Genomic DNA, 26,986 nt, shown 5'->3' with positions numbered 1-26,986 from the left:
ACGGGCGGCGCGCATCCTGGCTATGGTCGAAACCGAGGGTTTGAACAACTCACGGGGGAGATCAGTATGGAGCGTTGTGCATCACCGGTTCAGCCGGCCGTCACCGTCCCGTCGAAGCGCAGTTCGATGGGACCACCCGGCAGGGATCGCCGCTTCGGCGACGTAGTGGGGTTCGACAAGGCCGCTGCCCTGTTGGAGCTGAAGCGCCATGAGCTTGAGTTGGCCGTTCAGCTCGGATACGTCCGCGCGACAAATGAATCGGTTGGCGGTCGTCGGGGCTTCGCGCCCCAAGAGATCGAGCGGTTGCGCGATGGTGCTGGGCTCCCGGCCCTGCGGGAGCGGGTGCGGACCGTCGGCATGATCGAGGGCGCCCGGATGCTCTCCATCAGCCCCGCGCGCTTCGCTCGGCTTGCTCGCACCGGACACGTCGTCCCGGTTCGGTTCTCCCTCAATCGATACCGCATGGTCGTCTGGCTGTACCTCGCCGAGGAGTTGAAGGACTTCGCGCAGGACCACCCGGCGCTGCTCAGTGGAAGAACACCACGGGAGCTGCGGTCCATGCTGGAGTCGGGCGAGGACCGACGCCCTCGCAACTGGCGGGGACGACGACTCGGGCTGTTGCTCAGGAGCACCGACGACCCATGGCGGCGAGCTGCGGCCGTCAGTTCGGCACTCGACGAGAGCGTTCTGACGGAGATGGTGCCCGACCCGGCCGAGCGGGCTCGCCTGCACCGTCTGCGGCCCGGTCCGATCGCTGGCCGTTCCAGGAGTACGGCGGCCCAGGGGCTGGTCGAGGGGCTTGCGCTCGCCGTCCATCGGGACGAGATCCAGTGGTACCGCACCCACCTGGCCCAGGCGCTACGAGAAGCCCGTGCCACGGGCGAGGGAGGGCTTCCCGATCGGCAGTCGGTACCTGGTGCCGAGACCGGGTGTGGTGGCAACGTGGGCGACGAGCTCACTGACCTGCCGGTATTCCTGGGCGAGCAGCAAGAAGACGCGCCCACGGCGATGTTGTCCGCCAACGGCGGTCGAGGGGGTTGCCCAGGCGGGCCGTTCGCACCGGAAACCCGGCTCGTTCGCGAGCCGGGATGCGAACTGACGGACTGGGGGTCGAGGTACAAGGGTCGCCATACAGTCCGCCGGAGAATTCGATGCCAGAGTCTTCGATCGCTGGCCCTTTCCAGGGTCTGCGAACCTCCCGTCGGGGATGGGGAAGCGCGGTGAGCGGCGGCCTTCAGCTTCACCGGAAGGCGGGGCCAACGTGAGGGGGCGCGCACTCGTCGATCGACTGGCAGGGACTGCCGGGTCAGCGAGGTGAGCCCTGTGCCCACCCTGCGCGCGGAGGAGAGACGGTGCCGCCCGTTGCGCTCGACTGCGAGCGTGCGGCAGCGCCCGTTGCCGCAAACAGCGAGGTGTCGGTGCGAAGGTTCGTGGTCGTCGAGCACACCAAGGATCGGGGCAGGGCACGCGAGCGTCGTTCGTGGTCAGTACAGCTAGACCGTGTGGTGGGGGATGGGCGGTACCGAGGCGCCGCCCCCGGTCGCGACCGCCTGCACCACCGCTTGATGGAGCGCGCGGCTGTCCTCCTCGGACTCACACGGCAGGGGGCTGCCGGCCATGGTGAACCAGTCGGATGCCCCGCTGTACTGCACGGCCACGCGGGCTTCATCGCCTGCCCAGGTCGTATGCACGGTCAGGTCGCCGGTCAGAATGCCCACCTCCTGGGTGAGCACGCCACCACGCCCGGAATACACCCCCGTGGTCGTCCACGATGCCCAGCTCATCCTCCCAGGCTCGCACTGCGGGGCCGGATACGCGACCGATGTGCGGCACAAATCGAAAATCCCTCCCCGTAGCCGGTCACAGGACGAGGAGTGCTTCTTGGGCCCGCCGTATCGCACGTAGTTCAGTCGTAACCCATGGATGAAGAGTTGTCGCCGTACGTCACCTTTCCTTCCTGTGGAGTGTCGGGCCCAGGTGTGCCGGGCCCTGCGCTTCGGCGGCGCCGACGGGTCAGCCGGCAGACCACCGCATTCCGGGCTCGGAGGAGGGCGTACCGGCGTGCTCGGATCCCCGCGCGGTCCGTGTCCGCACGCTGACGTGTGAAGCTCCGCTGTTGCCCTGCTTAGAAGACATCTCATTTGGTGAGTCTGCGGTAGCAGATGAGGGTGCAGGCGATGCTGGTGAAGGCGAGGAAGTGGTCGGCTTTGCGTTCGTAGCGGCGGTGGAGGCGACGGCAGCCGGCGAGCCAGGCCATGGTGCGTTCGATGGTCCAGCGGTGGCGGCCCAGTCGCTGCGAGGACTCGATGCCCCTACGGGCTATGCGGTGCTTGATACCACGTCCGCGTAACCATCTCCGCAGGTGGGCATAGTCGTAGCCCTTGTCCGCGTGGAGCTTGCCGGGCCTACGCCGTCGGCGGCCGCGGCGCGACCGGATGGGCGGAATCCCGCGGACGAGGGGCTCAAGAGCCTGGCTGTCGTGCAGGTTCGCCCCCGAGATTCCGACAGAAAGGGGCAGACCGGTCCGCTCCGTGATCAAGTGAATCTTCGACCCGAACTTGCCCCGGTCAACAGGATTCGGACCCGTCAGGTCCCCCTTTTCAGGGCCCGCATGTTTACCGAGTCGATCGCACAGCGGGACCAGTCCAGTTCACCGCGAGCGCCGAGCTCGTCAAGGACCAGGCGGTGGAGCCTGGCCCACACCCGCGCCTTGCTCCACTCGGTGAACCGTCGGTGAGCTGTCGCCCCCGACGGCCCGAACGACGCCGTCGGCAACTGTTGCCAGGTGCAGCCCGACGTGGCCACGAACACGATCGCGGCGAGCACTTCCCGGTCACCGTGCCGGCGCCGACCACCACCCTGAGGCCGCGACGGCGCTTCCGGCACCACCCGTTGGAACAGTACCCACAACTCATCCGGCACCAGCCGCTCAACAATGCCCGCCACGACCGACAGCCTACCCAACGCACCAAATGAGATGGCGCCTTAAGAAATCCTCGCTGGACTCCCTCTGCTGACCTGGGCAGATTGGGTCCCGGTCACCAGGAAGCGAGTCTGGCGTTCGGGCGGCCCAGCGGACTTTCCTCTGCACCACATTCCTGCCGTATCGGTACCACCCTCTGGAGCCGCAGTCATGAAGGCACTCGTCAAGCACCATGCGGAGCCGGGACTGTGGCTCATGGACGTCCCGGAGCCGGAGACAGGGCCTGGCGACGTTCTGATCAGAGTGCTGCGGACCGGGATCTGTGGAACCGACCTGCACATTCGTTCCTGGGACTCGTGGGCCCGACAGGCGGTCAGCACTCCGAGGGTGTTGGGCCACGAGTTCGTGGGAGAGGTCGCAGCCATCGGCCCCGACGTCCGGGACATCGCGGTCGGTGACACGGTGAGCGGCGAAGGACACCTCGTCTGCGGCAGGTGCCGCAACTGTCTGGCCGGCCGACGTCATCTCTGCCGAAGCACCGTGGGGCTCGGCGTGGGGCGCGACGGTGCGTTCGCCGAGTACGTGGCCCTGCCTGCCTCCAATGTCTGGGTGCACCGTACCGAGGTCGACCTGGACATCGCCGCGATCTTCGATCCCTTCGGCAACGCCGTGCATACGGCCCTGAGTTTCCCCCTCGTTGGCGAAGACGTGCTGATCACCGGTGCGGGACCGATCGGGATCATGGCGGCAGCGGTCGCTCGACATGCCGGAGCTCGCAATGTGGTGATCACCGATGTCAGCGAGTCCCGTTTGGAGCTCGCCCGCAAGGCCGGTGCGACCCTCGCTCTGAACGTCTCGGATCACGACATCGCTGAGGCACAGCGCCTGCTCGGGCTGAAGGAGGGCTTCGACATCGGCCTGGAGATGTCCGGCCGCCCCGCCGCAATGCGCGACATGGTGGACAACATGACACACGGCGGCCGAATAGCCATGCTCGGGCTTCCGGCGGACGAGTTCGCCGTCGACTGGTCGAAGATCGTCACTTCGATGATCACGGTCAAGGGCATCTACGGACGTGAGATGTACGAGACGTGGTACGCGATGACGGTCCTGCTCGAAGCCGGACTCGACCTCAGCCCCGTGATCACCGGTAGCTATGACTTCCGGGACCACGAGGCCGCCTTCGACGAGGCGGCCACCGCCCGCAGCGGGAAGATCATCCTCAACTGGGCGGCGTAGCCGGACCGATCCGCCGGCCCCACTCCACCGGCCCCACTCCACCGTGGTCCCGCCTGTGAGACCGTCCGATCGCCCTGCCGGTGACCCTCCCGTGAGTGTCCCGACACCAGGGCTGGCCCGCCCGTTCACACCTCAGACACTTCTCACCACCTCCGCCACCCCCGACAGGGAGCCTTGCGATGTACGAGTCCGTCCGCGACCAACTCCGCGCCACCCTGGAGGAAATCCGCGATGCGGGCCTCCACAAGCCTGAACGAGTCATCGGCACGCCCCAGGGCGCCACGGTCTCCGTCGCCTCCGGTGAGGTGCTCAACTTCTGTGCCAACAACTACCTCGGCCTCGCCGACCATCCGGAAGTCATCACCGCCGCCCAGGAGGCCCTGGACCGCTGGGGCTACGGCATGGCATCCGTACGGTTCATCTGTGGCACCCAGGACGTCCACAAGGAACTGGAGGCCAGACTGTCGACGTTCCTCGGGCAGGAGGACACGATCCTCTACTCGTCCTGCTTCGATGCCAACGGAGGCGTCTTCGAGACGCTGCTCGGCCCTGAGGACGCAGTGATCTCCGACGCGCTCAACCACGCGTCCATCATCGATGGCATCCGACTGTCGAAGGCACGCCGCCACCGTTACGCCAACCGCGATCTCCACGATCTGGAGCAGCAGCTCAAGGACACCCAGGACGCCCGCCGTCGACTCATCGTCACCGACGGGGTCTTCTCGATGGACGGCTATGTCGCACCCTTGCGCGAGATCTGCGACCTCGCCGACCGCTATGACGCGATGGTGATGGTCGACGACTCCCACGCCGTGGGCTTCGTCGGCCCCACGGGTCGGGGCACACCGGAGCTGGCCGGAGTGATGGACCGGATCGACATCATCACGGGAACCCTCGGCAAGGCCCTCGGTGGGGCGTCCGGGGGATACGTCGCCGCGCGCACGGAGATCGTGGCCCTCCTGCGCCAGCGCTCGCGCCCGTATCTGTTCTCCAACTCCCTTGCTCCTGTGATCGCCGCCGCCTCCCTCAAGGTGCTCGATCTCCTGGAATCGGCCGGCGATCTACGGGCGGACCTGAACCGGAACACCATCCTGTTCCGGACGGCGATGACCGACGCGGGGTTCGACGTGCTCCCCGGGGACCATCCCATCGCACCCGTCATGATCGGGGACGCCGCCGAGGCCGGTCGGATGGCCGAGTTGCTCCTTCAGCGTGGTGTCTATGTCGTCGGGTTCTCCTACCCGGTCGTTCCGTTGGGCCAGGCCAGGATCCGGGTCCAGCTCTCGGCCGCGCATTCCACCGAGGACGTGCAGCGCGTCGTCGCCGCCTTCATCGACGCCCGACGGGTGTTGAAGGAGCGGCAGGGAGAGTTCGGCGCTTGAGAGCAGTAGCAGGTGAGGCCCTTCACGGCACCGGGCCGGGGCCGGGCGGGGTGCGATTTGTTCCGGCTGGCAGGATGGCCGAGTGATCGATCCCCGGCGGCTGCGCATACTCCGGGCCGTCGCGGACCACCGTACGGTGACCGCAGCGGCCTCCGCGCTCTATCTGACCCCGTCCGCCGTCTCCCAGCAGCTCAACGCCCTGGAGCAGGAGACCGGCCACTCCTTGGTGATGCGCAGTGGCAAAGGGGCTCGCCTGACGGCGGCCGGGGAGATCCTCCTGAACCACACCCATGCCGTTCTCGCCCAATTGGAGCGGGCCGAAGCGGAGCTCGCCGCGTACGCGGGCGGGGCCGCTGGCGAGGTGACGATGGCTGCGTTCGCGACGGGAATAGCGGAGGTGGTGGCGCCCGCCCTCGGATTGCTCAGCTCTGGTCACGGCGACATCAGGGTGCGCGTCCGGGATGCCGAAGGCGATGAGAGCTTGCCGCTGGTCCTCGATGGCGAGGCGGACATCGCCGTCGCGGTGGAGTACCGAGGGGCGCCCGGCGCTGACGATCCACGGCTGTGGCGGGTCCCGCTCTACGCGGAGCCGTTCGACGCGGTGCTCCATGCCGTCCACCCCCTCGCCCTGGAGCAACGCATCGCTCTTGCCGATCTGTCCGAGGACGACTGGATCGGCCCCTACCCGGGCAACCCCTGCCATGACATGGTGCTGCTCGCCTGCGAACTGGCGGGATTCCCGCCCCGACTGCTGCACTCCTCCGACGACTTCCGTGCCGTGGTGGCGCTTGCCGGGGCAGGCGCGGGGGTCGCCTTGGTGCCACGCTCGGCGCTACGGGGGATGGAGCTCAAGGACGTCGTCGTACGCCCCGTCTCGGGCCCTTCCGCCAGACGGCGGGTGTTTGCCGCCGTGCGGCGCGGGGCCGAGTCGCACCCGCTCATCCGTCCGGTACTGGAAGCCCTGGTGGCCTCTGCGGCAGGACTGTCCGCAGACTGACCCCCCTCGGCTGCCGATAGTGGCGCGTCCAGGACGCGTTCACCACGGCCGCTCTCGTACAGCGAGTGCGAGGGGCGAGCACTGCAGATCGCTCGGCATTGGCATTGGCATAGGCATAGGCGTCGGTTCCGGTATCGGCATAGGTATCGGTTTCGGATGTGGAGGAGGCTCGCCCCCTTCCTCAACGGTGATCCGGTCCAGGGCCGCCGGGAAGAGGGACCAGCGCCTCCTTCAGCCCGGTGGCCAAATCCATGTTCGCGCCCCGCTGGAAGGCTGCCGCATAGGCCGAATCGCCCGCGTGGGCCCGTGCCGTCTGCTCGCACTCGTCGCGTACGGCGCGGAGTTCGGGGGTGCCCCGTTGGGGGTGTCCGACCGTACTCCAGAACGCCTGGCCCGTGCCGTACACCAGCCCGGCGCGCTCCCCGTCACCTCCCGCGGCCAGAGCCGCCGCCAACAGGTCAAGCCCCAGGGCGATACCGAAGCTGTCGCCGATGCCCTGCTTCCCTTCCAACATCGCCCGCGCGTGTTCCGCCGCACCCGGTGGATCGCCGGAGAACAGGGCGATCAAGCTGAGTTGGTAGTCGAGATAGGCACGCGTCCATGACTCGCCGCGGTCGACGCACCCCCGCCGTAGTGTCAGGGCCCTCTCGCGGGCCTGAGCCAGCTCACCGAGCCCGGTGAGGGCGAAGACCTGAGCCAGATGACAGCGCAGGCTGTTCGGCGAGTCGAAGGGCTCGCCCCCCGCCGCGTCCAATGCGTGCCCCGCCAGTACGTCGGCCGCGAGTGGTCGTCCTGTCAGCAGGGCGATCAACCCCCCGAGGTACGCGGCGGCGAGCGTCCCTTCGGTGCCGTACCCCCGTGCCCGGTCCAGCCGGGCGGCGAGCATGCACTCATCGCCCACGCGCTGGGCCGTCGCGTAGTCGCCCTGGAGGGTTGCGGCGAATCCCAAGGCCCATAAGCCCTGCGTCCGGTCGGGCCCGTCGGTCCCATGCGCGGCCAACGCCTGTTCGAGATAGTCACGCGCTTCGTGCAAGTGGCCGCAGCAGCTCCAGAAGAAGCCCACCCGTCCGGCCAGACGTACCGCGCGAGCCGGTGAGACGGTCAGGAAGTGGTCGACGGCGGTGCACAGGTCCGTGTGGACCTCGCCGATCGTGCGGTACCAGTGGGCCTGTTCGGGCCCGAGCCATCGGTCGTGGGCTTCACACACGACCTCCAGGAAGTGCTCGGCGTGACGCTCTGCCATGGCGGCATCCTCACCGAGCGCGCGGAGCCAGGAGGCGCCGTACTCCCGGATAGTGTCCAGCATGCGGTAGCGCAGTCCACTGCCCAGCGGTCCCCGGACCACCGTGACCACGGAGGCGGCCACTAACCCGTCGAGCAGCGGATCGACCTCCTCGACGCTGACGGGCCCACCTGTGCACACCGCTCGAACGGCCTCCGCGTCGAAGTCACCGCGAAAGACGGTCAGCCGGGCCCAGAGCAGCCGCTCGCGGGGCGAGCACAGCTCATGGCTCCATCCGATCGTGGTTCGCATGGTGCGGTGGCGCTCCGGCCGCACTCGCTCTCTCTCCCCGGCCTTCAGCACATCGAAGCGGGAGGTGAGGCGACCAGCGATCTCCTCGACGCTGGTGCGCGCGGCTTGCGCCGCTGCCAGTTCCAGGGCGAGCGGGATGCCTTCGAGGCGACGACAGATCTGGGCGACCGTGAACCCACGGGGGACCGGCGCGGGCCACTGGATACCGGCCCGCTGGACATCGGCGCGGGGTCCGGTCGCCGGGTCATCGTCCCGCCCGCCCTTGTCATCCGAATGGGCGGGCGCCTGCCCGAAAGCGGAGTGCCTGCCCGACTCCGAGGCCGCCGCGGTGGCCATGCGCTGGGTGAACAGTTCGAGGGCGTCGGGCCCCTCGGGCGACAGGGGAACGACCTCGATCACATGCTCGTTCGCCAGGTCCAGTGGATGCCTGCTCGTAGTCAGCACCGTCAGACCGGGGGCCGCCGTCAGGAGGTCTCCCAGGAGCGCCCGGCAGGAGGCGAGGAGGTGCTCACAGGAGTCGAGCACCAGGAGCAGCCGCTTGTCGCCCAACCATTCACAGAGTGCGTCGACGGGCATCCGAGGGGTGTGGTCGGAGAGGTCGCAGGCGTCCGACACGGTCGCCAGGAGCAGCCTGTCCCCGGCCAGGGGAGACAATTCGGCCCAGGCCACGCCGTGGGGGAACAACTCGACTGCTTGTCGAGCGGCGCGCAGAGCGAGCCGGGACTTGCCCACGCCACCGCTCCCGACGAGCGTGGTGAGACGGTGGCGCGCAAGAGCCCGTTTCAGTCGGGACAACTCCCGGTTCCGTCCGACGAAACTGGTGGATTCTTCGGGAAGGGTTCCCAACACCTGCCCAGTCTGGCGTACTCGACGGACCTCTGAGGACCATCGCCTTGCTCAGGACGCGGCCGGGGCGGACTCCACTGCCTTCTTCAGACGGTCGAGCGTCCGACGGATGTTCCCCCGCTGGAACTCCGCGAAGGTGTGCCCCTTGGTGGCCAACTTGTCGAAGGCGTTGGCGAAGGCGTCCGGCCAGGTCCGACGGTCGTCCCGCCAGGTCTCCGTCACCCGGGTGCCTCCGTCGACGGCTTCGAACCGGTACTCCCAGGTCGCTATCCGCCCCCGGAGCAGAGGCCGGCGCCGACCGATGGCGTGTACCCGGAAGGCGAACCGCTCTCCACGATCGGCCGCCACGACTGTGCAACGGGTCGTCCAGCGAAACGGACCCCGCTTGTTGTGCCCCACGAACTGCATGCCCACGAATGCGTTTCCGCTGCCGTGGTGCACGGTTGCCCCGAGGTTCTCCGGACTCCACTGCCCCATGAGGGTCGGATCGCTGACCTGGTCGTAGATGACTGAGGGGGCGGCCTGGATGACGATGCTGTCCGAGACCGCCAGGGTGCGTGGCATGGTGTGCGACTCCGATCGGAGAAAGTGTCAGTCTGTGCCGGGCCCTTGCCCGTAGTTGTCACGATCATGCCGATGACGAGGGGCTCTGCCAACGGTCGAGCCGCCATTCACAGGTCACGGACGGGGTGTGCGATCAGCCCGGGCGCGTTGTCGAGACCCCATGACGACGGGATGTTCACCAGTACATCTCCCGTCGCTCCTCCTTGTCCGCGCATCGGCGTGGGAACGTATGTGCGGATTTTGTGGAGGTCTGCGGTTGTGTCGATGGTACGGGTCGGGTGCACGGCGCATGGGTCCGGGCGGGCTTCGGTGGGCGGGGTGAAGCTGTCGGCGCATGGTTCGCCACGGGTATCCGTCGCTCCGCTTTGCGGGCGGCATCCGACCGCTCGGCGAGTAGCGGAATCTGATACTCCGGATAGCTACCGATAAGGAAAAGATAAGAGCAGAATGAAAGAGAGTGCTGCTCCGGCATGCACACGCGGTCAGACGTTCAGCGCACTGAAGGAGGCGAGTCGTATGGCCGGCGTCTCACACAGGGAAGACCTCGCGGGGCACCCTGACATCACGGAAATGCGGGACCGTTACGCCCAGGTACTCGGAGGGCGCGACGTCGCCCTGGTGGATGGCCCGGTGTTCCTGGTCGGTTTGGCGTGCGCGATCTCCCCATGGGTCGTTCACTTCTCGGCCAATCAGCCAGCCCTCGCAACGCACAACTTGATCATGGGCATCGCGATCGCCGTGCTCGCGCTCGGGTTCACTGTCACCCCTCAGCGGATGTATGGCTTGAGCGGAGCCATGTGTGCGATGGGTGTGTGGCTGGTTATCGCACCCTGGATCGTGGGTAGCAGCCCGGACGCAGGGGTCATCTGGACCAACGTCATCCTCGGAGCGCTCACGTTCGTTCTGGGGCTGGTGTGCATGGCCGCGACGATGAGGAGTGGCCGGGCCAGTCGTTCGCCAGCCTGAGCGGGCGATGCGCCGACAGGGTGAGTACGCAACAGGGGACGCCCCCTCTGCTCCACCCTGGTGATTGAAGTAGGGGCCGGTCCGTCATATGGCGGACCGGCCCTACGTCATTCAACTAAGCCGTCTTGTCCCGAGTCTGGCGTTGTGCCTGATTCATCATGGTCATTCGCTTGATCGTCAAACCCCCGACTCTTCTTTGACGTTTCGCAGATGCGAACGATGGGTCATCGGGTTTGAACGCCTATGGCGCCTCGACGGCGGCCTTGATCCGACGCCCGAAGGCGTCACTGTCCTTGCGTGCTGCACTCAAAGCCAGGCGGACCAGCGCCTTGCCGACGCCGTGCCCTTCGAGTTGGTTGAAGATGCGCACCCGAGTGCCGCCCGAACCTGTGGTTTCCAGGTCATAGCCGCCCTCCTTGGCGGTCACGAGGTTCTTGGAGGTCTCCGCCCACCGGATGCGCGTTGGAGCGTCGAACGCGGTGATGCGGAACTGGCGCTCCGTCGTGAGTCCCGCGTCCTTGACCGTGCTCGTGTAGACGGTCCCCACCCCGGTCGGACCCTCAGTCGTCTTCGCGATCCTGATCACTCGCGGACTGAACTTCGTGTCGTTCTCGCCGTTCGCGAGGAAGGCGAAGACCTCCTCGATGGGGCGCTGAATCTCTACGATCGCCTCGAACTGGCCGGACATGGCTCCTCCACTGACTGGCGTCGATGCGTGCACGGACACTGACAGGGAAATCGGTGGTTCTTTCTCTGACCAGGGCATTGCGGGCAGCCCTTCGGCCCAGCAGGATTCTCCCACCGGTGTGCCGACCGTCGCCGCTACCGCGGCTGCCCGTCCGCTAGTGGGGTGAACACTCCACCGGGCCTGCCCGTATAAGACGGCAAGCCGCCGGGTTGACAAGGAGGTCTACCGAAAATGATCGTCCCACGCACCGCTGCCGCCGTCGTGCTGCGATTCGTCGCTGTCGGTGCCGTACCGGTGCTGCTCGTCACTGCGGCCCAAGGGACCGCACAGGCCCACGGGGCACCCACTGACCCTGCGAGCCGGGTGGCTGCCTGCGGGCCGGATGGTCCGCACAACAAGACGGAGGCTTGCCGAGCCGCCGTCGCCGCGAACGGGGGCGTGGCGTTCGACGCCTGGGACAACATACGTGTGGCCGACGTCAAGGGCCGTGACCGTGAGGTCATCCCTGACGGAAAGTTGTGCAGCGCTGGGCTGGACGAGTTCAAGGGGTTGGACATCGCACGCGATGACTGGCCGACCACCACTCTGACGACCGGAAGCGACCTCACCGTCACCTACCGGTCGACGATCCAGCACAAGGGGACCTTCGAACTCTTCCTCACCAAGGAGGGGTACAAGCCGAGTGAGAAGCTGCGTTGGGCGGATCTGGAAGAGCAGCCCTTCGCCACGGTGGCGCACCCCGAGTTCCAGAGCGGCGCCTACCGCATCCAGGCCAAGCTCCCGGACGGGCTCTCGGGCCAGCACGTCATGTACACGGTTTGGCGGAACAGCGACTCCACCGACACGTACTACCACTGCTCGGACGTCGTGCTCGCGGCGGAAATCCCGGGTGAATCCCGTCGCTTGGGCGTCCTGGGCAGACCGAGCACCCCCAAGGTGTCGGACGCACCCCTGACCGGTGTCAACAGCTCACCGGACGCGAACCAGTCGGCCTCCGGCGCCGGTGATAACTCGATGAAGATCGTGGGCGGCGGCATCGCGGCCCTCGCACTGCTTGCCCTGGGGACCTTGGTGACGCTGCGGCCCCCGCGTCTCGACAACAGTCGGCATCGTCGTGACTGATTCGACCAGTTGGTTGAACCGTCCGGCCAGCACTCCCATCCGCGGGTTCGCCGTCAACCCGCGGGCGGGGGAGTGGCGCCGGGCATGAGCCCCGAGTAGGCCGTCAAGCGCTCCATAGCCGGTGCCGGCGGGTCTTTGGCCTCGATCTGCTCGCCCCAGTTTGTGGGCCCGGGGCCGCGCCCTCCAGAAGCGGTCTAGGAGTCGCTCAGCAGCCAGTTCCGCGATGTGCGGTGGCGCGCCATGTTGAGCAGGGAATGGATGCGCACGCCCGCCTGGTCGACCTCCTTGACCGGTGCCGGGAACGGTAGGCGGGCGTCCGCGTACGTGTCCGCGTACTCCAGTCGCAGGGTGATCCCGTAGCGATCGATGGCTACGGGAAGCGCACGGCGGGCGCCGAGCGTCAGTCGGGGCTTCACAAGGCGCAGGAGCAGTTCGACGACGTCCCCGTGGTCGTCGAGGAGATGGGTGAGCATGCTGGCCTCGCACGTGGCCAGGGGGTCGGTGTCCGCTTCCATGAGTTCGTCGAGGTTGACCGTGACCCGCTCACCGTCTCGTTCCAGCACGGCGTGGGCGAACTCCATGCAGCGGCTTCCGTTGGGAGCCGAGTGCTCGGCGGAGTCCAGCATCCAGCCCGCGAGCAGGACTCGGGCACGTACGCGATCGCGGACCGGTGTGGGGGCGATGTCGGTGAACTCCAAGCTGGCGCGCACGGGTCCGTCCGAGGTGGAGTCCGTGTCCCCCTCCCACTGGCGGGAGAGTGCCGGATGGAGGTGGATGTGTTCGGCGACGCCTGATCCGTTCAGTCGGGAGACCTCGGTACGGCCTTCGTCGGTGACCACCGTCATCGAGTCCGCGGCTGTCAGGATCGACCGGATTCGTTCCGCGCTCGTCGGCTGCGCGAGCGGGGCGTTGAACAGGCGGCGCATCCAGAACTCCACACATCGAGGGAACTTAGGTTTGCCTAACCTAAGCCCTATCGTGTGTTGTCGCCAAGCCCGCGAAGCGTGTCGCGTTCGCCGGCACTCGTGCCACGCATCCGGCGCACCGCCCCGGACCTGCGGCGTAGCGGTATCTGGTGACCTCGTCCCCGCTCCGCGGTCAAGGCTCCGGAGTACACATCACCCGTCCGTGGGGGAGTCACACTTGCAGGTGCCGACCACACGTGCCAGACGACAGGCGGACCGCAAGGGTGGCAACCGGTGGTACTCGGCGGTACTCGACGGTTGGGAGCTCGCTTCCTCATGGCCGCGACACCAGTTGAACCTCGGTCCAGTTCAGTGACCACGCCGAAGCGGCGGTCCCCACCGCCCGGCGTGGGACCACCGCTCACTGTGCGTTCCTGCTCTGTCCGCCCTCGGCGCGCCACGATCCCAGCGCAGCCATCAGGTGCGTCACACTCCCAGTGGCCGAATCGACACCGGCATCCCGGGGGCCTGATGACCCCCGCTCGCCAACATCCGCACCTCACCCTGGTCGCTGATCTCGGCGCGCACGATGCCGGTGTCGTCCTCGTAGATGGGAAATCCCCCGGCACCGGCCCTCTCGGTGCGTCGGACGATCACCACATCGTCCTCAGCGGCCGATGCCTGGAACATCAGCTCGTAGCTCTCCGCGTACTCCATTGGGGCCTCCAGGCAGGCGCAGGGGTTTTCGCCCCTTTTCCATCGTGCCCCAGGAGGAGTGGCGCCGCCCGATGGACTGACGCGCAGGGGGCCGAACGGGACGCAGAGTGAGCCCCGCAGGAGCTCCACTCGACGAGGCGCTACACAGCCCGTTCGGAGCTCACCCGCCCGCGGGGAACGATTCCTGAACCAGGGCGGCCAGCGCCTCCGCGGTCGAGAAGTCCTGGGTCAGACGGTTCTTGGTGAAGGCGAACGAGACGCCGGTTGCCGTGTCCCCGTACGCGAAGGTCCCGCCGGCGCCTCCCATCGCAAACACGCTCGGGCTGCTCGCAGCACCTTGCGGCAGGCCGATCGAGTAGCCGAGGCCCCAGGCGGAATCCATGCCGAACACCTGGTCGGGCCCGCTGTAGGCGGTGGCGGTGACTTCTCGCAGTCGTTCCGGGGACAACAGCCGTACGCCCGACACCTCGTCGAGCAGGGCCGCGTACATACGGGCCATGGCGCGCGCCGACGTCTTGCCTCCGGCCGGGATGTCAGCGGCGAGCACATCGGTGCGATTGCCCAGATCGGCCGTCGGGAAGAGGGAGAGAGGGCCGGCCTTCAGCATCGGCAGGTCCGGCGGAAGCGAGGCCATCATCTCGGATGCGCCCGGCATGTCCTCCAAGGGGGCGAGCCGCCTGTGTTCACTCACCGGCATCCCGAAGTAGAGCTCGTCCGCCACGCCGAGCGGCTCGGTGATCTCCTCACGCAGTACCTGGGAGATCGGCTTGCCGGTCACCCGGCGGACGATCTCCCCGATCAGATAGCCGAAGGTGTAGGCGTGGTAGCCCATCGCCGTGCCGGGCTCCCACCACAGGCGGGAGTCCGCGACGGTCGCACAGATCGCGTCCCAATCGCAGATGTCCTCGAAGGTGGTGTCCAGCGGCAGCCCGGGCACCCCGGCCGTATGGGTCAGTACGTGCCGCACCGTCACGGCGCCCTTGCCGTGCGCCGCGAACTCGGGCCAGAGCTCGGCGACGGGCGTGTCATAGGTGAACAGACCGCGCTCCACGAGCATGTGCGCCACCGTCGCCGTGGCCGCCTTGCCCATGGAATAGGTGTAGAGCACGGTCCCAGGCTCCATCATCCGCCCGGTCTTCGGATCGGCGATGCCCGCGACGACGTCGGCCATCTGCTCACCGTGTCGATACACGGCGATCTGCAGGCCCCGTTCGGTGCCGGAGTCCACGAGGCGGTCGGCAGCTTCTTGCAGTCTCTTCTGGATGTCGCTCACGGATGTCTCCTCATGGCGCGGGGTGGTGCCAAGGTCGTCGAATATCGTTTCGAAGGGGTTGACGGCCGGGTCGGGGAAAACTCATCGGACATGGCCGCTCCTTCTCCCACGGTTGGTTCGCACGGCCGGGGCTTCGCTCAGGACCAACCGGGTGACGGGTCGACAACTTCCCAACTCAGCTGCTCCTCACCAACTTTCGGTACCCGGGGCCCGCCGTGCCGAGGCCGACGCCTTGCCCTCCCGCGCGCGCAGTCGTAGGGCGAGCAGGGGAAAGGCCAGGACGGACACCATGGCGGCGCCGACCAGAGCCGCCGCCTCGCCTGAATCGATGGCCTTCTCGTCGATCCCGATCGTGGTGATGGCCACGACCAGGGGCAGACAGGTGGACGCGTACAACACCAGCGCCCTGCGGTCGGTCCGGGACAGGTCGTGTGGTGCTAGGGCCCACACCGGCAGACCGCGCACGATCAGGAAGAGCGCCAGGAACACCGGGAGCAGCACCAGTGCACGGCCACCGGCGAGCAGGGCGTCGAGATCGAACTCGATGCCGGTGACCACGAAGAAGACCGGTACGAGGAAGCCGAAGGCGAGGGCTTCGATCCGACCGAGAACCTCCGGGCTGCTGTCGGGAGCGGCGCCGCCAAGGACCAGCCGGATGAGCATCCCCGCTGCGAAGGCCCCGAGCAGGATGTCCAGTCCGAACACCACGGACAGCGCCAGCATCGACACCAGCACCAGCATGACCAGGCGCACCGCGAACTGGCCGCTGCTGTGCAACGTGGTGGCGATCACCCGGGAGAACCAGGGCGGACGGGGGCGTCGCGCCCACAGGAAGGCCGCGGCTGTGACTGCCGTGAATCCCGCGAGCAGGGCAAGTGACTCCGCGGGCCGCCTTCCGCTGAGCAGGAGCGCCATGGCGAGGATCGGACCGAACTCGCCCACGGAACCGAAGGCGAGCACCACCGATCCGAACCTGCCCCGCAGATCGCCGCTGTCACGCAGGATCGGCAGCACGGTGCCGAGAGCGGTGCTGGTGAGCGCGGTGCCGATGACCAGACCGCGATCGAGTTCGCCGCCCGACAGCGCCAGGCCGATGCCCAGTCCGGCGACGAGCGAGATCGCCCAGGCCCCGACGGAACGGCGCAATGTGTCGCCCCGAACGGCGCCGAAGTCGATCTCGTAGCCGGCCAGGAAGATCAGCATGGCCAGCCCGAGGTCCGCAAGGGTGTCGATGACCTGATCGGTCTGTGCCCACCCCAGCAGATCGGGACCGACGACGATGCCCAGCAGGATCTCGAAGATCACCAGGGGGATGCGGAGCCAGCGGGCGAAACCATCGGCGAGCAGTGGGGCGAGCACGGCGATGCCCATGATGAGGAGGAGCGTTCCCGGGTGAGACATGGGGCCTATGTACCAAAGGCGGCCCCGTATGCCCGGGTCATCGTGGCGGTGTCTACGTGGTGGCCCCTACGCGTGTCCACGAGGCGGTACCGCGACGGGCTACGAGGTGGTCTCTTCCAGCCGTCGCAACCGCTCCGCGTCACTGGTCCGTGGGCAGGTGGCACACGCTTCGGCGGGTCGGATCGTGTAGTAGAGGCAACAGCCCATGCGGGTACGGGTGGGATGTGACTGCCCGTCACTGCCCTGGAGCCGTCGGAATCCGGCACCGCCGAGGAACGGCCCGACGGGCCCCGGCAGCACTTCGCCGGCCTCGCGCACGCCGCGCTCCTCGTCGCCCAGCATCCGTCCGAGGTACCAGATCCCCGAGACGAGGTCGTCACCGACCATGCCCCATAGGCTTCGGGGCCCGCGCCGCAAGCGCGGAGCGATGGCCGACAACAGCGGCCGGACATGGTCGGCCACCGACGCGCGCAACTCATCGCGCAGGGCCGCCTCGGTCGCTACCACCTTGACCCCGGGCAATCCCGAGGCCGGGTCGTCCGGCAGACAGCAGAAACTGCCCGGCACCACCGCGAGCGCATCACTCGTTCGACTGACGCGCACTGCGTCGGGCCGCAGTCGTGGCACTCGGCGCTCCAAGTACCAGGGGCCGCTGATCAGCAGGCAGGCAGACCACAGATAACTGTGCAGCGCACGGGACGCCACCACATCGGGCCGGGCCAGGTGGTCGTACCGCTCGTGGATGCGGCAGGCTTCGGCATCGAGGAAGGCATCGAGCAGGTCGGTGCGGCAGGCCAACTCGGCGCCGTCGATCCAGCCCTGAGCGGCTGGCGTGTGGGGCGGAGTGATCTCCACGTGCAGCGCCTCGCACAGGGCTGTCAGCCGTGCATAGGAGGATGCCAGCAGAGTGGAGCAGCTGAGGGCAGCTCCGGCAGGCGCTAGCGCCGGGGCCAAAGTCACGGGTACTCCTCAAGGAGCGGGAACGAGCGAGAGGAAGGTAAGGCTCACCTTAGCCTCATCACTCGTATGCGTTTGCCAACGGGTGCCGCAACACAGGGAATTGGCATTCTTAGGGATGCCTAACCTAAGCTCACCTCTGGTGATCCGGCCCGGTCAGGCCGCTGCGACCAGGGAGTTCTTCCATGGTCGGGGTGTCCGCCGACGGAATCGCTCCGGTGGTTTCCTGCCTGTTTACGGTCTGTCCCATGCCCAGCGAATGTGCGCGCGGAAGTATTTCACCCATGCAGATGTATGTGCTCGCCCTCAATCCCACCGATTCGGTCTCCGAGGGCTTCCTCCCCGCCGCACAACGGCTCGGCCTCAGTATCACCGTGCTGACGGACCAGCCCCGGGCGCACCGCGAGCGTCACCCCGAGACGGAGGTCCTGGAATGCGACGTCCGTGACCACCACGCGGTCATCACCAGGATCTCCACCCATCGCACCCCCGATGCGGTCTTCAGCAACAGCGACCACCTCCAGACCCAGACGGCCCTGGCCGCCGAGTTCTTCGGACTGCCCGGCAAGAGTTGGCAGACCGCACTGCGCACCAAGGACAAGGCCCAGATGCGGCGTCGTCTCGCCGCCGCGGGCGTCTGCACCGTCCGCTCCGTCGAACTGCCTCCCGGCCAGGACCTCACGGACCCGGCTCCCCTCGGCATCCCGTACCCCTGTGTGCTCAAACCGCGCGAAGGAGTGGCCAGCGAGGACGTGGTCCGAGTCGACGACCACGACGGCTTCGTCCATCACGCGGGAGCCATCCGCACCCGCCGCCCCGGTGCCACCCTCGTGGCGGAGGAGTACCTCCCCGGTGAGCTCTACACCCTGGAGACCCTCGGCGACGGCGAGCGCCTGCACGTCCTCGGCGGGTTCCACACCAAGCTCTCCCCGCTCCCCTACTTCATAGAGGAGCGCCTGACGTTCGTCCGCGCCCATGCGCAGCCGATCACCGAACAGGTGCTCGCTCAGCTCGCCACCCTGGGAGTCGGCTTCGGCGCCTGCCACACCGAGTTCGTCGTCCACGAGGGACGGGTGCGCCTGATCGAAGTCAACTACCGTGCCATCGGCGACCAATGCGACCTACTGCTCGCCGACCTCCTCGGCATACCGTACTTCGACCATGTGCTGCGCACCCATCTCGGCCAAAACCTGCCCCCCGACCTCGGGGCCCGGGCCGACGGCGAGGCCACCCTCGCCTATCCGTACGCCGACCGGGCCGGCACCCTGACCGCGGCGCCCGGCCCGACCGACTTCACCGCCGACGGCGTCCGACTGACCTACCGCCCGACCCGCCGACCCGGCGAGCACCACGCACTCCACCACACCAACCGAGACATCCTCGGCATCGTCCGTGCCATCGGTACGGACCGGACAGCCGTCGACCGGGCCGTGGACGACTTCCTCGCCCGGCAGAGCTGGGAGATCACCCCGTGACCGTGACCCGCACGGACATCGACGAAGACCTGATGCTCCAAGTCCTCAACTCCCTGCTGCGCGAAGACGTGGCAGGGCTGCGGAGCCGCACCACCACCGTGAGCGGACCGGACGGCAGCTGGCTACGGCTCGCCACCACCGACCAGGGCGCCCTCCTGCTGCCCGTCCAGCACAGCGCACCCGGCTACCAGAGCCGCACCGAGGCCAGACTGCCCTTGCTCCGGCGCGAGGACGACGGCCGGGAACTGACCCGTGCCGACGACATACTCGCCGCCCTCGCCGCACATGCGGACCCCCGGGACCGCGCGGGCTTCACCGCGTTCGCCACCGAAGTTCGACAGGCCGAGCGCGCCAAGAGACTCCACACGGCTTCCCGCCAGGAGGTCACCGCCGCGCTGGTCGCCCGCTACGGGCCAAGGCCGGCCACTCAGTGGAGGGGACCCACAGCAGCCCTCGCCTTCGACACGCTCGCCGCCCGTCTCGACCACCCCGTCTACCCGACCGGGCGGGGCCGCGCCCATCTGACCGAAACCGATCTGCGCCGGTACGCCCCCGAGTTCCACCCCCGCTTCCCGCTGCGCTGGCTCGCCCTGCCCCGGGAGGCCGTCACCACACACGGCACGCTCCCCGAAGTCTTTCCCGCGCCCTCAGCTGTCGGGTTGCCCGAAGCCAGCGACCGTACCCACATCTGTCTCCCCCTCCACCCGCTCACCGTCGGCGAACAACTGCGCGGAGCCCTGCGCGCCATGGGCGTGGAAGGACAGGCGGCCCTCGCCCCCCTGGCACGGTTGGAGGCCGTACCCACGCTCTCCATGCGGACCGTCGCGCTGACCGCCACCCCCGACATCCACCTCAAACTGCCGCTCGCGACCGCCACCCTCGGCCGTCTCAACCGCCGCACCATCAAGCCGGGCACCCTCATCGACGGAGTAGCAGGCCAACGCCTCCTGGAGAGCGTGATCGAGAGGGAGCCACGCTTCAGCCACACCATCCTGCACACCGATGAGACACAGTTCGCCCACGCCGGCCATGAACTCCTCGCCGTCCTCGTGAGGCGGTTGCCCGCCCGACTCGACGACACCGCCGTTGTGCCCCTCGCCGCGTTCCTCGCCCCAGCCCCCGACGGAGGGCTCGTCATCGGGGACCTCGCCGACCACTTCTACCAAGGTGACACGCTCGCCCTCCTCGACGCCCTCCTCACCCTGCTCTTCGACTGGCAGACCACCCTCATCGGATACGGCATCGCCCTGGAGTCCCACCAGCAGAACGTCTCCCTCCTCCTAGACGCGCCGCACGGACGGACCAGGCTGCGCCTGCTGTTCAAGGACAACGACGGCCCCCGCATCCACACCGCCCGGCTGCGCGCCGCTCTCGGCCAGGACGGCCCCGACTTCGACGACCCGCGCATCCACACCGACAGCGACACGCCGATACTCGACCTGTTCACCACCATCACCGTCCACCTCTGTGCGGGGGCCTACGCCTTCGGCCTCGCACGACACGGACACGCACCGCTCGACCGGCTGCTCACCCTCGTACGCGACCGACTCGGCGAAGCAGCGGATCGGCTCGGCACCCGTCCGGGACAACCCGGCGCCCTGCTGCGCACCCACGTCCTCGATGCGGCGCAACTGCCCATCAAGGCCATGGTCACGGCGGGCACCCTGCTCGCCAAGGAAAGATCAGGGGCAACGGACATCAACAAGCACTACGGCACCGGCCCCAACTATCTGGCGCCAAGGAGTGTGCGGCCATGACGAGTACCACACCCGATCGACCCCCGACACCGGCCGGCCCGCCCGACGGCATGCCCACCGCTGACGAGGCCGTGGCCCACACCCTCCTCAACTGCCTCCTCCGGGAGGTGTCAGGACCGGAGCACCAGACCGCCGTCATCGACGGCCACCTGCTCGTGCGGCTGCCCCGGCGCGGGGTGCTGCTCCGGGTGGCCCTGCGCCGCACTTCGCTCCTCGGCGCACACCGCTTCACCGGGCCGGTCCAGGCCCAGTCGGGAGAGGACTGGTCCGTCCTGGACTGGCAACAACTGGCGGAACACACCCACGCCGAACTCTCCCTGCGCACCGGCGCACGCAACGACGAGTTCCTCGGTCAGGTCGCAGCCAGCCACCGGGCGGTCGACGCCGCGCTGACCAGACATGTTCCCCCGCCGCCCACCGCCGATGACGACCCGCTCACCCGATATCTCGCCTCCGAACAGTCCCTCTTGCTCGGCCACCGCTTCCACCCCACCCCGAAGGCCCACGGAGGCGACCAACGGGCCTGGGCCAGCTACGCCCCCGAGGCGGGCGCACGCTTCCCCTTGCGCATGCTCGCCGTCCGCACCCCCTTCATCGCAGAGGAGCGAGCAGAGCCGGGCGCCGCCGACCTCCTAGACCGTCTCCACCCCGTTCCCGAGGGCTACCGCCTGCTGCCGACGCATCCCTGGCAGTACGAACACCTGCGCAATCGACCCGAGGTGCGCGCCGCACTCGACCGCGGCGACATCCTCGACCTGGGTCCCGGCACACGGGCGTTCACCCCCACCGCGTCCGTACGGACCCTCTACGACGGCCACGCCTTCCTCAAATTCAGCCTCAACGTCCGCATCACCAACTGCGTACGGAAGAACTCCCACTACGAACTCTCCGGTGCCGTCGCCCTCACCAGGCTCCTCGCCCCCGCTTTCGACGACCTGGCGGCCCGCTTCCCCCGCGCCGGGATGCTGCGGGAACCCGCGTACCGCAGCATCGCGTTGCCCGGGCCCGACGGCCGACCCGACCTCGCCCTGCTGGAAGGCTTCGGCGTGATCGTGCGCGAGGGGCTCGGATCACGGCTCCTGCCGGGCACCACCCCGCTCCTCGCCGCCGCGGTCGCCGATGAGTACCGCTCAGGTCCGGCCCAGATCTCCCGCCTGGCCGGCAGCGGTCCCATGGCAGCCCTGGACTGGTGGCGGGAGTACCTGGCACTCCTCGTCCCGCCCGTACTGGCCGCCTACTTCGACCACGGACTCGTCCTCGAACCCCACCTCCAGAACGTCATCGTGTGCGTGGACGCCGACGGCAGGCCGGCGCAGGTCCTCTTCCGCGACCTGGAAGGCACCAAGCTCCTCCCCGAACACCACGGCGCTGCCCTCGCCGCGCTGCCCCGCGCGGTCGCCGAGCCGTTGACCTACGACGCCCGCCGCGGCTGGGACCGGGTGGTCTACTGCCTGCTGGTCAACCACATTGCGGAAGTCCTCGCCGCGCTCGCGGACCTTCATCCGCAGACCGAGGCGGCCCTGTGGGCCCAGGTCCGGCAGACCATCGTCCACTACGCCGACGAGCACGGCTGCCCACCGCGACTGAGGGCCCTCCTCGCCGGTGTCCCCCTGCCGGCCAAGGCCAATCTGCTGGCCCGGTGGGAGCGTTCGGCGGACCGGGAGGCCGGCTACGTACGACTGCCGTCCCCCTTGGCGGAGGAGGTCCTCTTCGAGGCGATCCGCGCCAACGCCGATTGGAGTACGCGATGACCACCCCACCCTCCGTACGGACCCGGGTGCGTGCCCTGCCCGCCGATGCCCTGCCCGCATATGTCTACGACCTCGGCGCGCTGCGCGAGCACGCCCGGACCGTACGGTCCGCGCTCCCTTCCGGCGTGGAGATCTACTACGCGGCCAAGGCCAATCCGGAAGCCCCGATCCTGACCGAACTCGCCCGCTGGACCGACGGCTTCGAGGTCTCGTCGGGCGGAGAGCTCGCCCATGTGCGCGACTGCGTGCCCGGGGTTCCCCTAGCCTTCGGCGGACCGGGCAAGACGCCGGCCGAGATCAGTTCGGCCCTGCGACTGGGTACCGAGCGGTTCCATGTGGAGAGCGTCCACGACCTGCGGATGCTGGCCGATCTCGCCCCGCGTATCGTTCCCGGCCAGCGCATCGCCGTTCTGCTCCGGTTCAACCTCTCTGTCGCCCAACACGTATTGGCGAACAGCGCCTTGGCGATGGGAGGGCGCCCCACCCCCTTCGGGATCGACCCGGCGGAGGCGGACGCAGTGGTCCGTACCGTGGTCGAGCAGCACCCGCAGTTGGAACTGCGCGGAGTGCACGCACACCTGGCCAGTGGACTGACGGCTCCCGAACAGTTGGCCGTTGCCGAGGCGGTGGTGGACTGGTCCGCCCGGCTCATGGCCCGGCACGATCTCGTGCTGCACGAGGTCAACGTCGGCGGGGGCATGACTGTCGACTACGCCCGACCACAGGACCGCTTCGACTGGCACGCCTACGGTCGGGGCCTCGCCTCGCTGATCGAGCGTCACCCGGGCCTGGCCGTAAGGATCGAGCCTGGACGGGCCCTGACTGCCTACTGCGGCTGGTACGCCACGGAGGTGCTCGATGTGAAGCACAGTCACGGCGAGGAGTTCGCAGTCCTGCGCGGGGGCACCCACCATTTGCGCACCCCCGCCACCAAGGGACACGACCAGCCCTGTGAGGTGCTGGCCGTCGACGACTGGTCGCATCCCTGGCCGCGGTCGGCCGTCGGTCAGGGGCCCGTCACCCTGGTGGGCCAGTTGTGCACGCCCAAGGACGTCCTCGCGCGGAACGTGGCGGCACCCGGTCTGCGCACCGGGGACCGAGTCGTCTTCGCCATGGCGGGCGCGTACGCCTGGAACATCTCCCACCATGAGTTCCTGATGCACCCTCGCCCGGGGTTCCTCTTCCTTCCCGCCGAGGAAGAGCCCACGGCCCCCGGGGCCGAGCGGGCCTCCGAACAGTCGACGACACGACGGACTGCCATCCGCTAGCGGCCGTTGTCGTAGCCGTGGTTGCGGCGACCAGGAGAGAGGCGGAGGCGGAAACCCGGGCGCGAGCCCAGATCCGGCACGACCCGAACCAGGGGACCCGGCCTGTAGCAGGCAGGGGTCCCCGGCCCGCCACGAAACCCCTCGGTCACTCAGGCCACGGGGAGTCCAGGATGGTGGCGACGAAATCGTCGCGTTTGAAGCCCGGCTCGTAGTGCGCGAGGACATCCGCCTTCACATTTCCGAACGTGGTCTCCGGTTTTGGTCGGATTCCTTCGGTGAAGGCCCCCAGGATCCTTCGTTTGAAGTCCGGGCGAGGATGGAGAGCGACGATAGCTGCACGCTCCGTATCGGCGATCTCGTGATATCCGATACCGAGCACATCGTATTCAACACCCGCAGTGACGAGAGCGACCTCCGGTTCCATGAACTCGGGAATGCCCGGTGTGGTGTGCAGGGCGATGGCGGTCCACACCCGTCGGATGCTGTCCTCGGGCACCTGGTGACTTTGGAGGAATCTGCGGGCCTCATCCGCGCCGTCCACCTCGAAGCGTCTGCCGCTGGCGTGGAATCGCTCGCCCAGGCCGAGATCGTGGAACATGGCCCCGATGTAGAGGAGTTCCGGGTCGAAGGAGAGGCCGCGGTTGCGGCCTTGGAGTCCGCCGAAGAAGTAGACGCGACGCGAATGGTGGTAGATCAGGGAGTCGGTGGTGTCGCGGACCAACTCGGTCGCCTCTCGGGCGAGGCCGGTGTCCGGGACCGGCACGGTCGGGTGGAGGTCTGCCGGCACGGAGGTCACTTCCTTTCCGCGTACGGTCGGTGGCGAGCCGGGGCGTACGGGTCGCTGGGATCGGGGGGAGTACCGGCCTTGCGGCCGGGTACCCGCATCCCAGCTTCCGGGTCCGGGGGCCGGTTTGCGCGGACGACTCACTGATCGACAGCGACTTATCACGCTGTGTTCACCAAAGCGTGGGATGACTGTCGTGATATTCGGGTTGACCGTGTTCCAGGGGGCCCATGAGCAAATGGTGACGGACATCACTCTCTGTTCGGGTGCACGGAATAGCCACTTCGAACGTCTCTATAAGTGCCAGGAATACGTCAACGACCCGCAAGTGTGGGTGTGTTCGCCATATGCATATACGGCTGCTCGGATCGGGGACGTCCGACTGGTAGCCAGGATAGGCAATATGACGGAATGTGATGAGTCAACTACATCGACTCCACGTATTGCTCTCATGAGGCCACGCAGTGGCCACGGAACAGTCCCGTGTGGGCCAGGGAGAAACCATGAAACCGTTCGCGTGGAACTACGCACGTCCGGCAGAACTGGCGCCTGTCATCGACCAGTACTCGTATGACTCCACCCTTCAGCTGAACGTCCTCCCGGACGGTCGCCCCGCCATCATGGACAGGGCGCTGCTGGCGGCGGTCGGCACCACCACGTCCACAGCCGGCTCCGCCACCCACTTCGACGACTGAACCGCGCTGCACGATGACGGTGTTGATCCTGACCTGCGAGCAGGACGTGACGGCGGACATGGTGGTGGCGCAACTCCACAAGCGAGGCGTCCCTCTGGTCCGGTTCGATCCCGTCGACCTGCCGGGTGAAGCCACGCTTTCCGCGGAGTTCGTACGGGGGGAGTTCCGCGGCTATCTGTCGATGGGTGGACGCGTGGTGAGCATGGACGGGCTGCGGTCGATCTGGGTCCGTCGACCCGGTGAACCCGCAGCCCATGCGCCCGACCCGTCGGCTTGGCTGACGGCCGAGAGCGGGCAGGCGCTCTACGGGATGCTGGAGTGCACCCAGGCCCGTTGGATGAACGATCCGTCGGCCGCGGCCAAGGCGCGCCTCAAGCCCTGGCAATTGCGGCTGGCGCATCGCAGTGGGTTCCCCGTGCCCGCCACCGTCATCACCACGTACCCCCGGGTCGCCCGACAGTTCGCCGACCAGTACCGGCACGTCGTGGTGAAGGCGGTGTCGGGGAAGCCACCCAACGATCCGCCCATGGCGCTGCCCACCAGCCTCGTGCCCCAGGACGCGGACTTCTCCGATGTCGCCGCCGCCCCCACCCTGTTCCAGCGGTACATCGCCAAGACCGCCGACATCCGGCTCACCAGCGTCGGTGCCGAGTCCTTCGCCGCGCGGAAGGTCGCCGAGCCGGGGCAGGTGGACGGGCGGTACGGCGACACCGAGCACACCTGGCGACCGATCGAGGTGCCGGGCCGGGTGGCGCGGGCGGTGGCCCGGTACAAGGAACTCGCCGGGCTCGCCTACGGTGCGTTCGACTTCGCCGAGGACTCGGAGGGGACCTGGTGGTTCCTGGAGTGCAACCAGGGTGGCCAGTTCGGCTTCATCGAACTGGAGACCGAGCAACCCGTGGCGGATGCGGTCGCCGCCTGGTTGGGCGCTCCGGGCGAGGAAATCTCCGCGTGATGGTCGGATGCCGTCTCACGGCGTGGTCCAGCCTCCGGTGAGCGCTCCCGCGCCGTCGACGGTCAACGCGGGGGCGCTCAGGGTCGATCCCGCGATGTCCGCGGCCCTGGAGCCCCCGGTGCGACGACGACGATCCGCCAAGTCTCCGTCGGACCGCAGCTTCGCCTACGCGAGCCCCTCACATTCTGCAAAGATTCTTCACTTCGAGTGATCGTGGCTTACTCTGAGCGCCTCGCCGGGCCCGAATGTGGGGGGTGCCCGGCCTGAGTTCACAGGGATGCTCATGCTTCAGACCCGTACCATCGCCGTTGCCGCCGCCGCGGCGTGTCTCGGCGGGCTCGTCCTGCTGCCCTCGACCGCGCAGGCGGCCACGGGATCGGTTCATCTGTACAAGGTCTACTACGACAGCCCGGGTTCCGACACCCGGACCAACTCCAGCCTGAACGGTGAGTGGGTGCAGATCCGCAACACCACCAAGTACGCCGTCAATCTGAAGGGGTGGACGCTCACCGACGCCGCGAACCACAAGTACGTCTTCGGTAGCTACACCCTGGGCAAGGGTAAGACGGTCACGGTCCGGACCGGCAAGGGCACCAACAGCACCACCACCCGCTTCCAGGGGCGTGCGGCCTACGTCTGGAACAACGACAAGGACACGGCCACGCTGAAGAAGGCGTCCGGCGCCAAGGTCGACACCTGCTCGTACAACTCCACCCGGGTCGACTACAAGAACTGCTGACCGCCCGGTCATGGGAAGGGTGCCCGTCCGCTCGATCGGACGGGCACC

The 26,986-nt window shown here is 68.0% G+C and carries 25 protein-coding genes; 13 read left to right on the top strand and 12 right to left on the bottom strand.

Going from position 1 to position 26,986, the window contains the following annotated elements:
• The first annotated feature begins 66 nt into the window (after positions 1-66).
• Positions 67-1,224 (top strand): DUF6397 family protein, encoded by a 1,158-nt coding sequence (locus OID54_RS02820; RefSeq protein WP_329013412.1) that lies wholly within the window; start codon positions 67-69, stop codon positions 1,222-1,224.
• Positions 1,225-1,493: 269 nt separating this feature from the next.
• Here OID54_RS02820 and OID54_RS02815 read toward each other — a convergent pair whose 3' ends face one another.
• Positions 1,494-1,784 (bottom strand): hypothetical protein, encoded by a 291-nt coding sequence (locus OID54_RS02815; protein WP_329013409.1) that lies wholly within the window; start codon positions 1,782-1,784, stop codon positions 1,494-1,496.
• Positions 1,785-2,137: 353 nt separating this feature from the next.
• Positions 2,138-2,937, bottom strand: a protein-coding gene (locus tag OID54_RS02810; RefSeq protein ID WP_443055747.1) for an IS5 family transposase whose coding sequence is annotated in 2 segments (ribosomal slippage) — positions 2,138-2,589 and positions 2,589-2,937 — 801 coding nt in all. Because the reading frame shifts where the segments join, the coding sequence is not laid out codon by codon here.
• Positions 2,938-3,133: 196 nt separating this feature from the next.
• On the opposite strand from OID54_RS02810, the gene tdh reads away from it, so the two are divergent.
• The 3 genes from tdh (at position 3,134) to OID54_RS02795 (ending at position 6,541) form a co-directional block, all read left to right on the top strand.
• A complete protein-coding gene (gene tdh, locus OID54_RS02805; RefSeq protein WP_329013407.1) occupies positions 3,134-4,162 on the top strand; it encodes an L-threonine 3-dehydrogenase in 1,029 nt (342 codons plus the stop codon).
• 179 nt (positions 4,163-4,341) lie between these two features.
• Positions 4,342-5,544, top strand: a complete 1,203-nt coding sequence (locus OID54_RS02800; RefSeq protein ID WP_329013404.1) for a glycine C-acetyltransferase — start codon at positions 4,342-4,344, stop codon at positions 5,542-5,544.
• An 82-nt stretch (positions 5,545-5,626) separates the two neighbouring features.
• The gene (locus OID54_RS02795; protein WP_329013401.1) at positions 5,627-6,541 is read left to right on the top strand and encodes a LysR family transcriptional regulator; all 915 of its coding nucleotides are present in this window, start codon (positions 5,627-5,629) and stop codon (positions 6,539-6,541) included.
• 181 nt (positions 6,542-6,722) lie between these two features.
• Here OID54_RS02795 and OID54_RS02790 read toward each other — a convergent pair whose 3' ends face one another.
• On the bottom strand, positions 6,723-8,924 hold the full coding sequence (locus tag OID54_RS02790; RefSeq protein WP_329013398.1) for an ATP-binding protein: 2,202 nt from the start codon (positions 8,922-8,924) through the stop codon (positions 6,723-6,725).
• A gap of 48 nt (positions 8,925-8,972) precedes the next feature.
• The gene (locus tag OID54_RS02785) at positions 8,973-9,485 is read right to left on the bottom strand and encodes an SRPBCC family protein (protein ID WP_329013396.1); all 513 of its coding nucleotides are present in this window, start codon (positions 9,483-9,485) and stop codon (positions 8,973-8,975) included.
• Between the two features lie 516 nt (positions 9,486-10,001).
• Here OID54_RS02785 and OID54_RS02780 point away from each other — a divergent pair.
• Positions 10,002-10,451 carry an SPW repeat protein gene (locus OID54_RS02780; protein WP_329013393.1) on the top strand — a complete coding sequence of 150 codons (450 nt, stop codon included), beginning with the start codon at positions 10,002-10,004 and terminating at the stop codon, positions 10,449-10,451.
• Positions 10,452-10,692: 241 nt separating this feature from the next.
• Here the strand turns inward: OID54_RS02780 and OID54_RS02775 are convergent, their stop codons facing one another.
• The gene (locus OID54_RS02775) at positions 10,693-11,139 is read right to left on the bottom strand and encodes an SRPBCC family protein (RefSeq protein ID WP_329013390.1); all 447 of its coding nucleotides are present in this window, start codon (positions 11,137-11,139) and stop codon (positions 10,693-10,695) included.
• A gap of 231 nt (positions 11,140-11,370) precedes the next feature.
• On the opposite strand from OID54_RS02775, the gene OID54_RS02770 reads away from it, so the two are divergent.
• Positions 11,371-12,261: a lytic polysaccharide monooxygenase auxiliary activity family 9 protein gene (locus tag OID54_RS02770; RefSeq protein ID WP_329013386.1), complete on the top strand. Its 891-nt coding sequence runs from the start codon at positions 11,371-11,373 to the stop codon at positions 12,259-12,261.
• A 194-nt stretch (positions 12,262-12,455) separates the two neighbouring features.
• On the opposite strand, the gene OID54_RS02765 is transcribed toward OID54_RS02770, so the two are convergent.
• From OID54_RS02765 to OID54_RS02745, 5 genes are all read right to left on the bottom strand, one after another.
• Positions 12,456-13,187: a DUF2470 domain-containing protein gene (locus tag OID54_RS02765; protein ID WP_329013384.1), complete on the bottom strand. Its 732-nt coding sequence runs from the start codon at positions 13,185-13,187 to the stop codon at positions 12,456-12,458.
• Between the two features lie 465 nt (positions 13,188-13,652).
• On the bottom strand, positions 13,653-13,883 hold the full coding sequence (locus OID54_RS02760) for a DUF6296 family protein (protein ID WP_329013381.1): 231 nt from the start codon (positions 13,881-13,883) through the stop codon (positions 13,653-13,655).
• A 160-nt stretch (positions 13,884-14,043) separates the two neighbouring features.
• Positions 14,044-15,156, bottom strand: a complete 1,113-nt coding sequence (locus tag OID54_RS02755) for a serine hydrolase domain-containing protein (protein ID WP_329013378.1) — start codon at positions 15,154-15,156, stop codon at positions 14,044-14,046.
• A 186-nt stretch (positions 15,157-15,342) separates the two neighbouring features.
• Complete coding sequence (locus OID54_RS02750; RefSeq protein ID WP_329013375.1) at positions 15,343-16,557, bottom strand: cation:proton antiporter; 1,215 nt, start codon at positions 16,555-16,557, stop codon at positions 15,343-15,345.
• Between the two features lie 99 nt (positions 16,558-16,656).
• Complete coding sequence (locus OID54_RS02745) at positions 16,657-17,517, bottom strand: (2Fe-2S)-binding protein (protein WP_329013373.1); 861 nt, start codon at positions 17,515-17,517, stop codon at positions 16,657-16,659.
• Positions 17,518-17,798: 281 nt separating this feature from the next.
• Here OID54_RS02745 and OID54_RS02740 point away from each other — a divergent pair, with 281 nt between their 5' ends.
• Genes OID54_RS02740 through OID54_RS02725 form a run of 4 tightly spaced genes read left to right on the top strand, consistent with a single transcriptional unit; the run spans position 17,799 to position 23,765 of the window.
• The gene (locus OID54_RS02740) at positions 17,799-18,989 is read left to right on the top strand and encodes an ATP-grasp domain-containing protein (protein ID WP_329013370.1); all 1,191 of its coding nucleotides are present in this window, start codon (positions 17,799-17,801) and stop codon (positions 18,987-18,989) included.
• Between the two features lie 32 nt (positions 18,990-19,021).
• On the top strand, positions 19,022-20,746 hold the full coding sequence (locus OID54_RS02735) for an IucA/IucC family siderophore biosynthesis protein (RefSeq protein WP_329027225.1): 1,725 nt from the start codon (positions 19,022-19,024) through the stop codon (positions 20,744-20,746).
• On the top strand, positions 20,743-22,497 hold the full coding sequence (locus tag OID54_RS02730) for an IucA/IucC family protein (protein ID WP_329013367.1): 1,755 nt from the start codon (positions 20,743-20,745) through the stop codon (positions 22,495-22,497). The genes OID54_RS02735 and OID54_RS02730 overlap by 4 nt, the downstream gene beginning before the upstream one ends.
• Positions 22,494-23,765 carry a type III PLP-dependent enzyme gene (locus OID54_RS02725; protein WP_329013365.1) on the top strand — a complete coding sequence of 424 codons (1,272 nt, stop codon included), beginning with the start codon at positions 22,494-22,496 and terminating at the stop codon, positions 23,763-23,765. Before OID54_RS02730 ends, OID54_RS02725 begins: the two co-directional genes overlap by 4 nt.
• Positions 23,766-23,910: 145 nt before the next feature.
• Here OID54_RS02725 and OID54_RS02720 read toward each other — a convergent pair whose 3' ends face one another.
• Entirely contained in the window at positions 23,911-24,552 is a 642-nt protein-coding gene (locus OID54_RS02720; protein ID WP_329013362.1) for an HD domain-containing protein, read from the bottom strand.
• A gap of 500 nt (positions 24,553-25,052) precedes the next feature.
• Here OID54_RS02720 and tgmA point away from each other — a divergent pair, with 500 nt between their 5' ends.
• Both tgmA and tgmB read left to right on the top strand, forming a co-directional pair.
• A complete protein-coding gene (gene tgmA / locus OID54_RS02715) occupies positions 25,053-25,244 on the top strand; it encodes a putative ATP-grasp-modified RiPP (protein ID WP_329013359.1) in 192 nt (63 codons plus the stop codon).
• Positions 25,245-25,257: 13 nt separating this feature from the next.
• Positions 25,258-26,199: an ATP-grasp ribosomal peptide maturase gene (gene tgmB, locus OID54_RS02710; protein WP_329013357.1), complete on the top strand. Its 942-nt coding sequence runs from the start codon at positions 25,258-25,260 to the stop codon at positions 26,197-26,199.
• 15 nt (positions 26,200-26,214) lie between these two features.
• Here the strand turns inward: tgmB and OID54_RS02705 are convergent, their stop codons facing one another.
• Positions 26,215-26,340, bottom strand: a complete 126-nt coding sequence (locus OID54_RS02705; protein WP_329013354.1) for a hypothetical protein — start codon at positions 26,338-26,340, stop codon at positions 26,215-26,217.
• Positions 26,341-26,482: 142 nt separating this feature from the next.
• Between OID54_RS02705 and OID54_RS02700 the strand changes: the two genes are divergently transcribed.
• Positions 26,483-26,938 carry a lamin tail domain-containing protein gene (locus OID54_RS02700; RefSeq protein ID WP_329013351.1) on the top strand — a complete coding sequence of 152 codons (456 nt, stop codon included), beginning with the start codon at positions 26,483-26,485 and terminating at the stop codon, positions 26,936-26,938.
• Positions 26,939-26,986 lie beyond the last annotated feature (48 nt).

This window comes from Streptomyces sp. NBC_00690 (genome assembly GCF_036226685.1).
GTDB lineage: Bacteria > Actinomycetota > Actinomycetes > Streptomycetales > Streptomycetaceae > Streptomyces.
The sequence above is the reverse complement of the archived record's forward strand: the minus strand, read 5'-3'. Positions and strand labels throughout refer to the sequence as shown.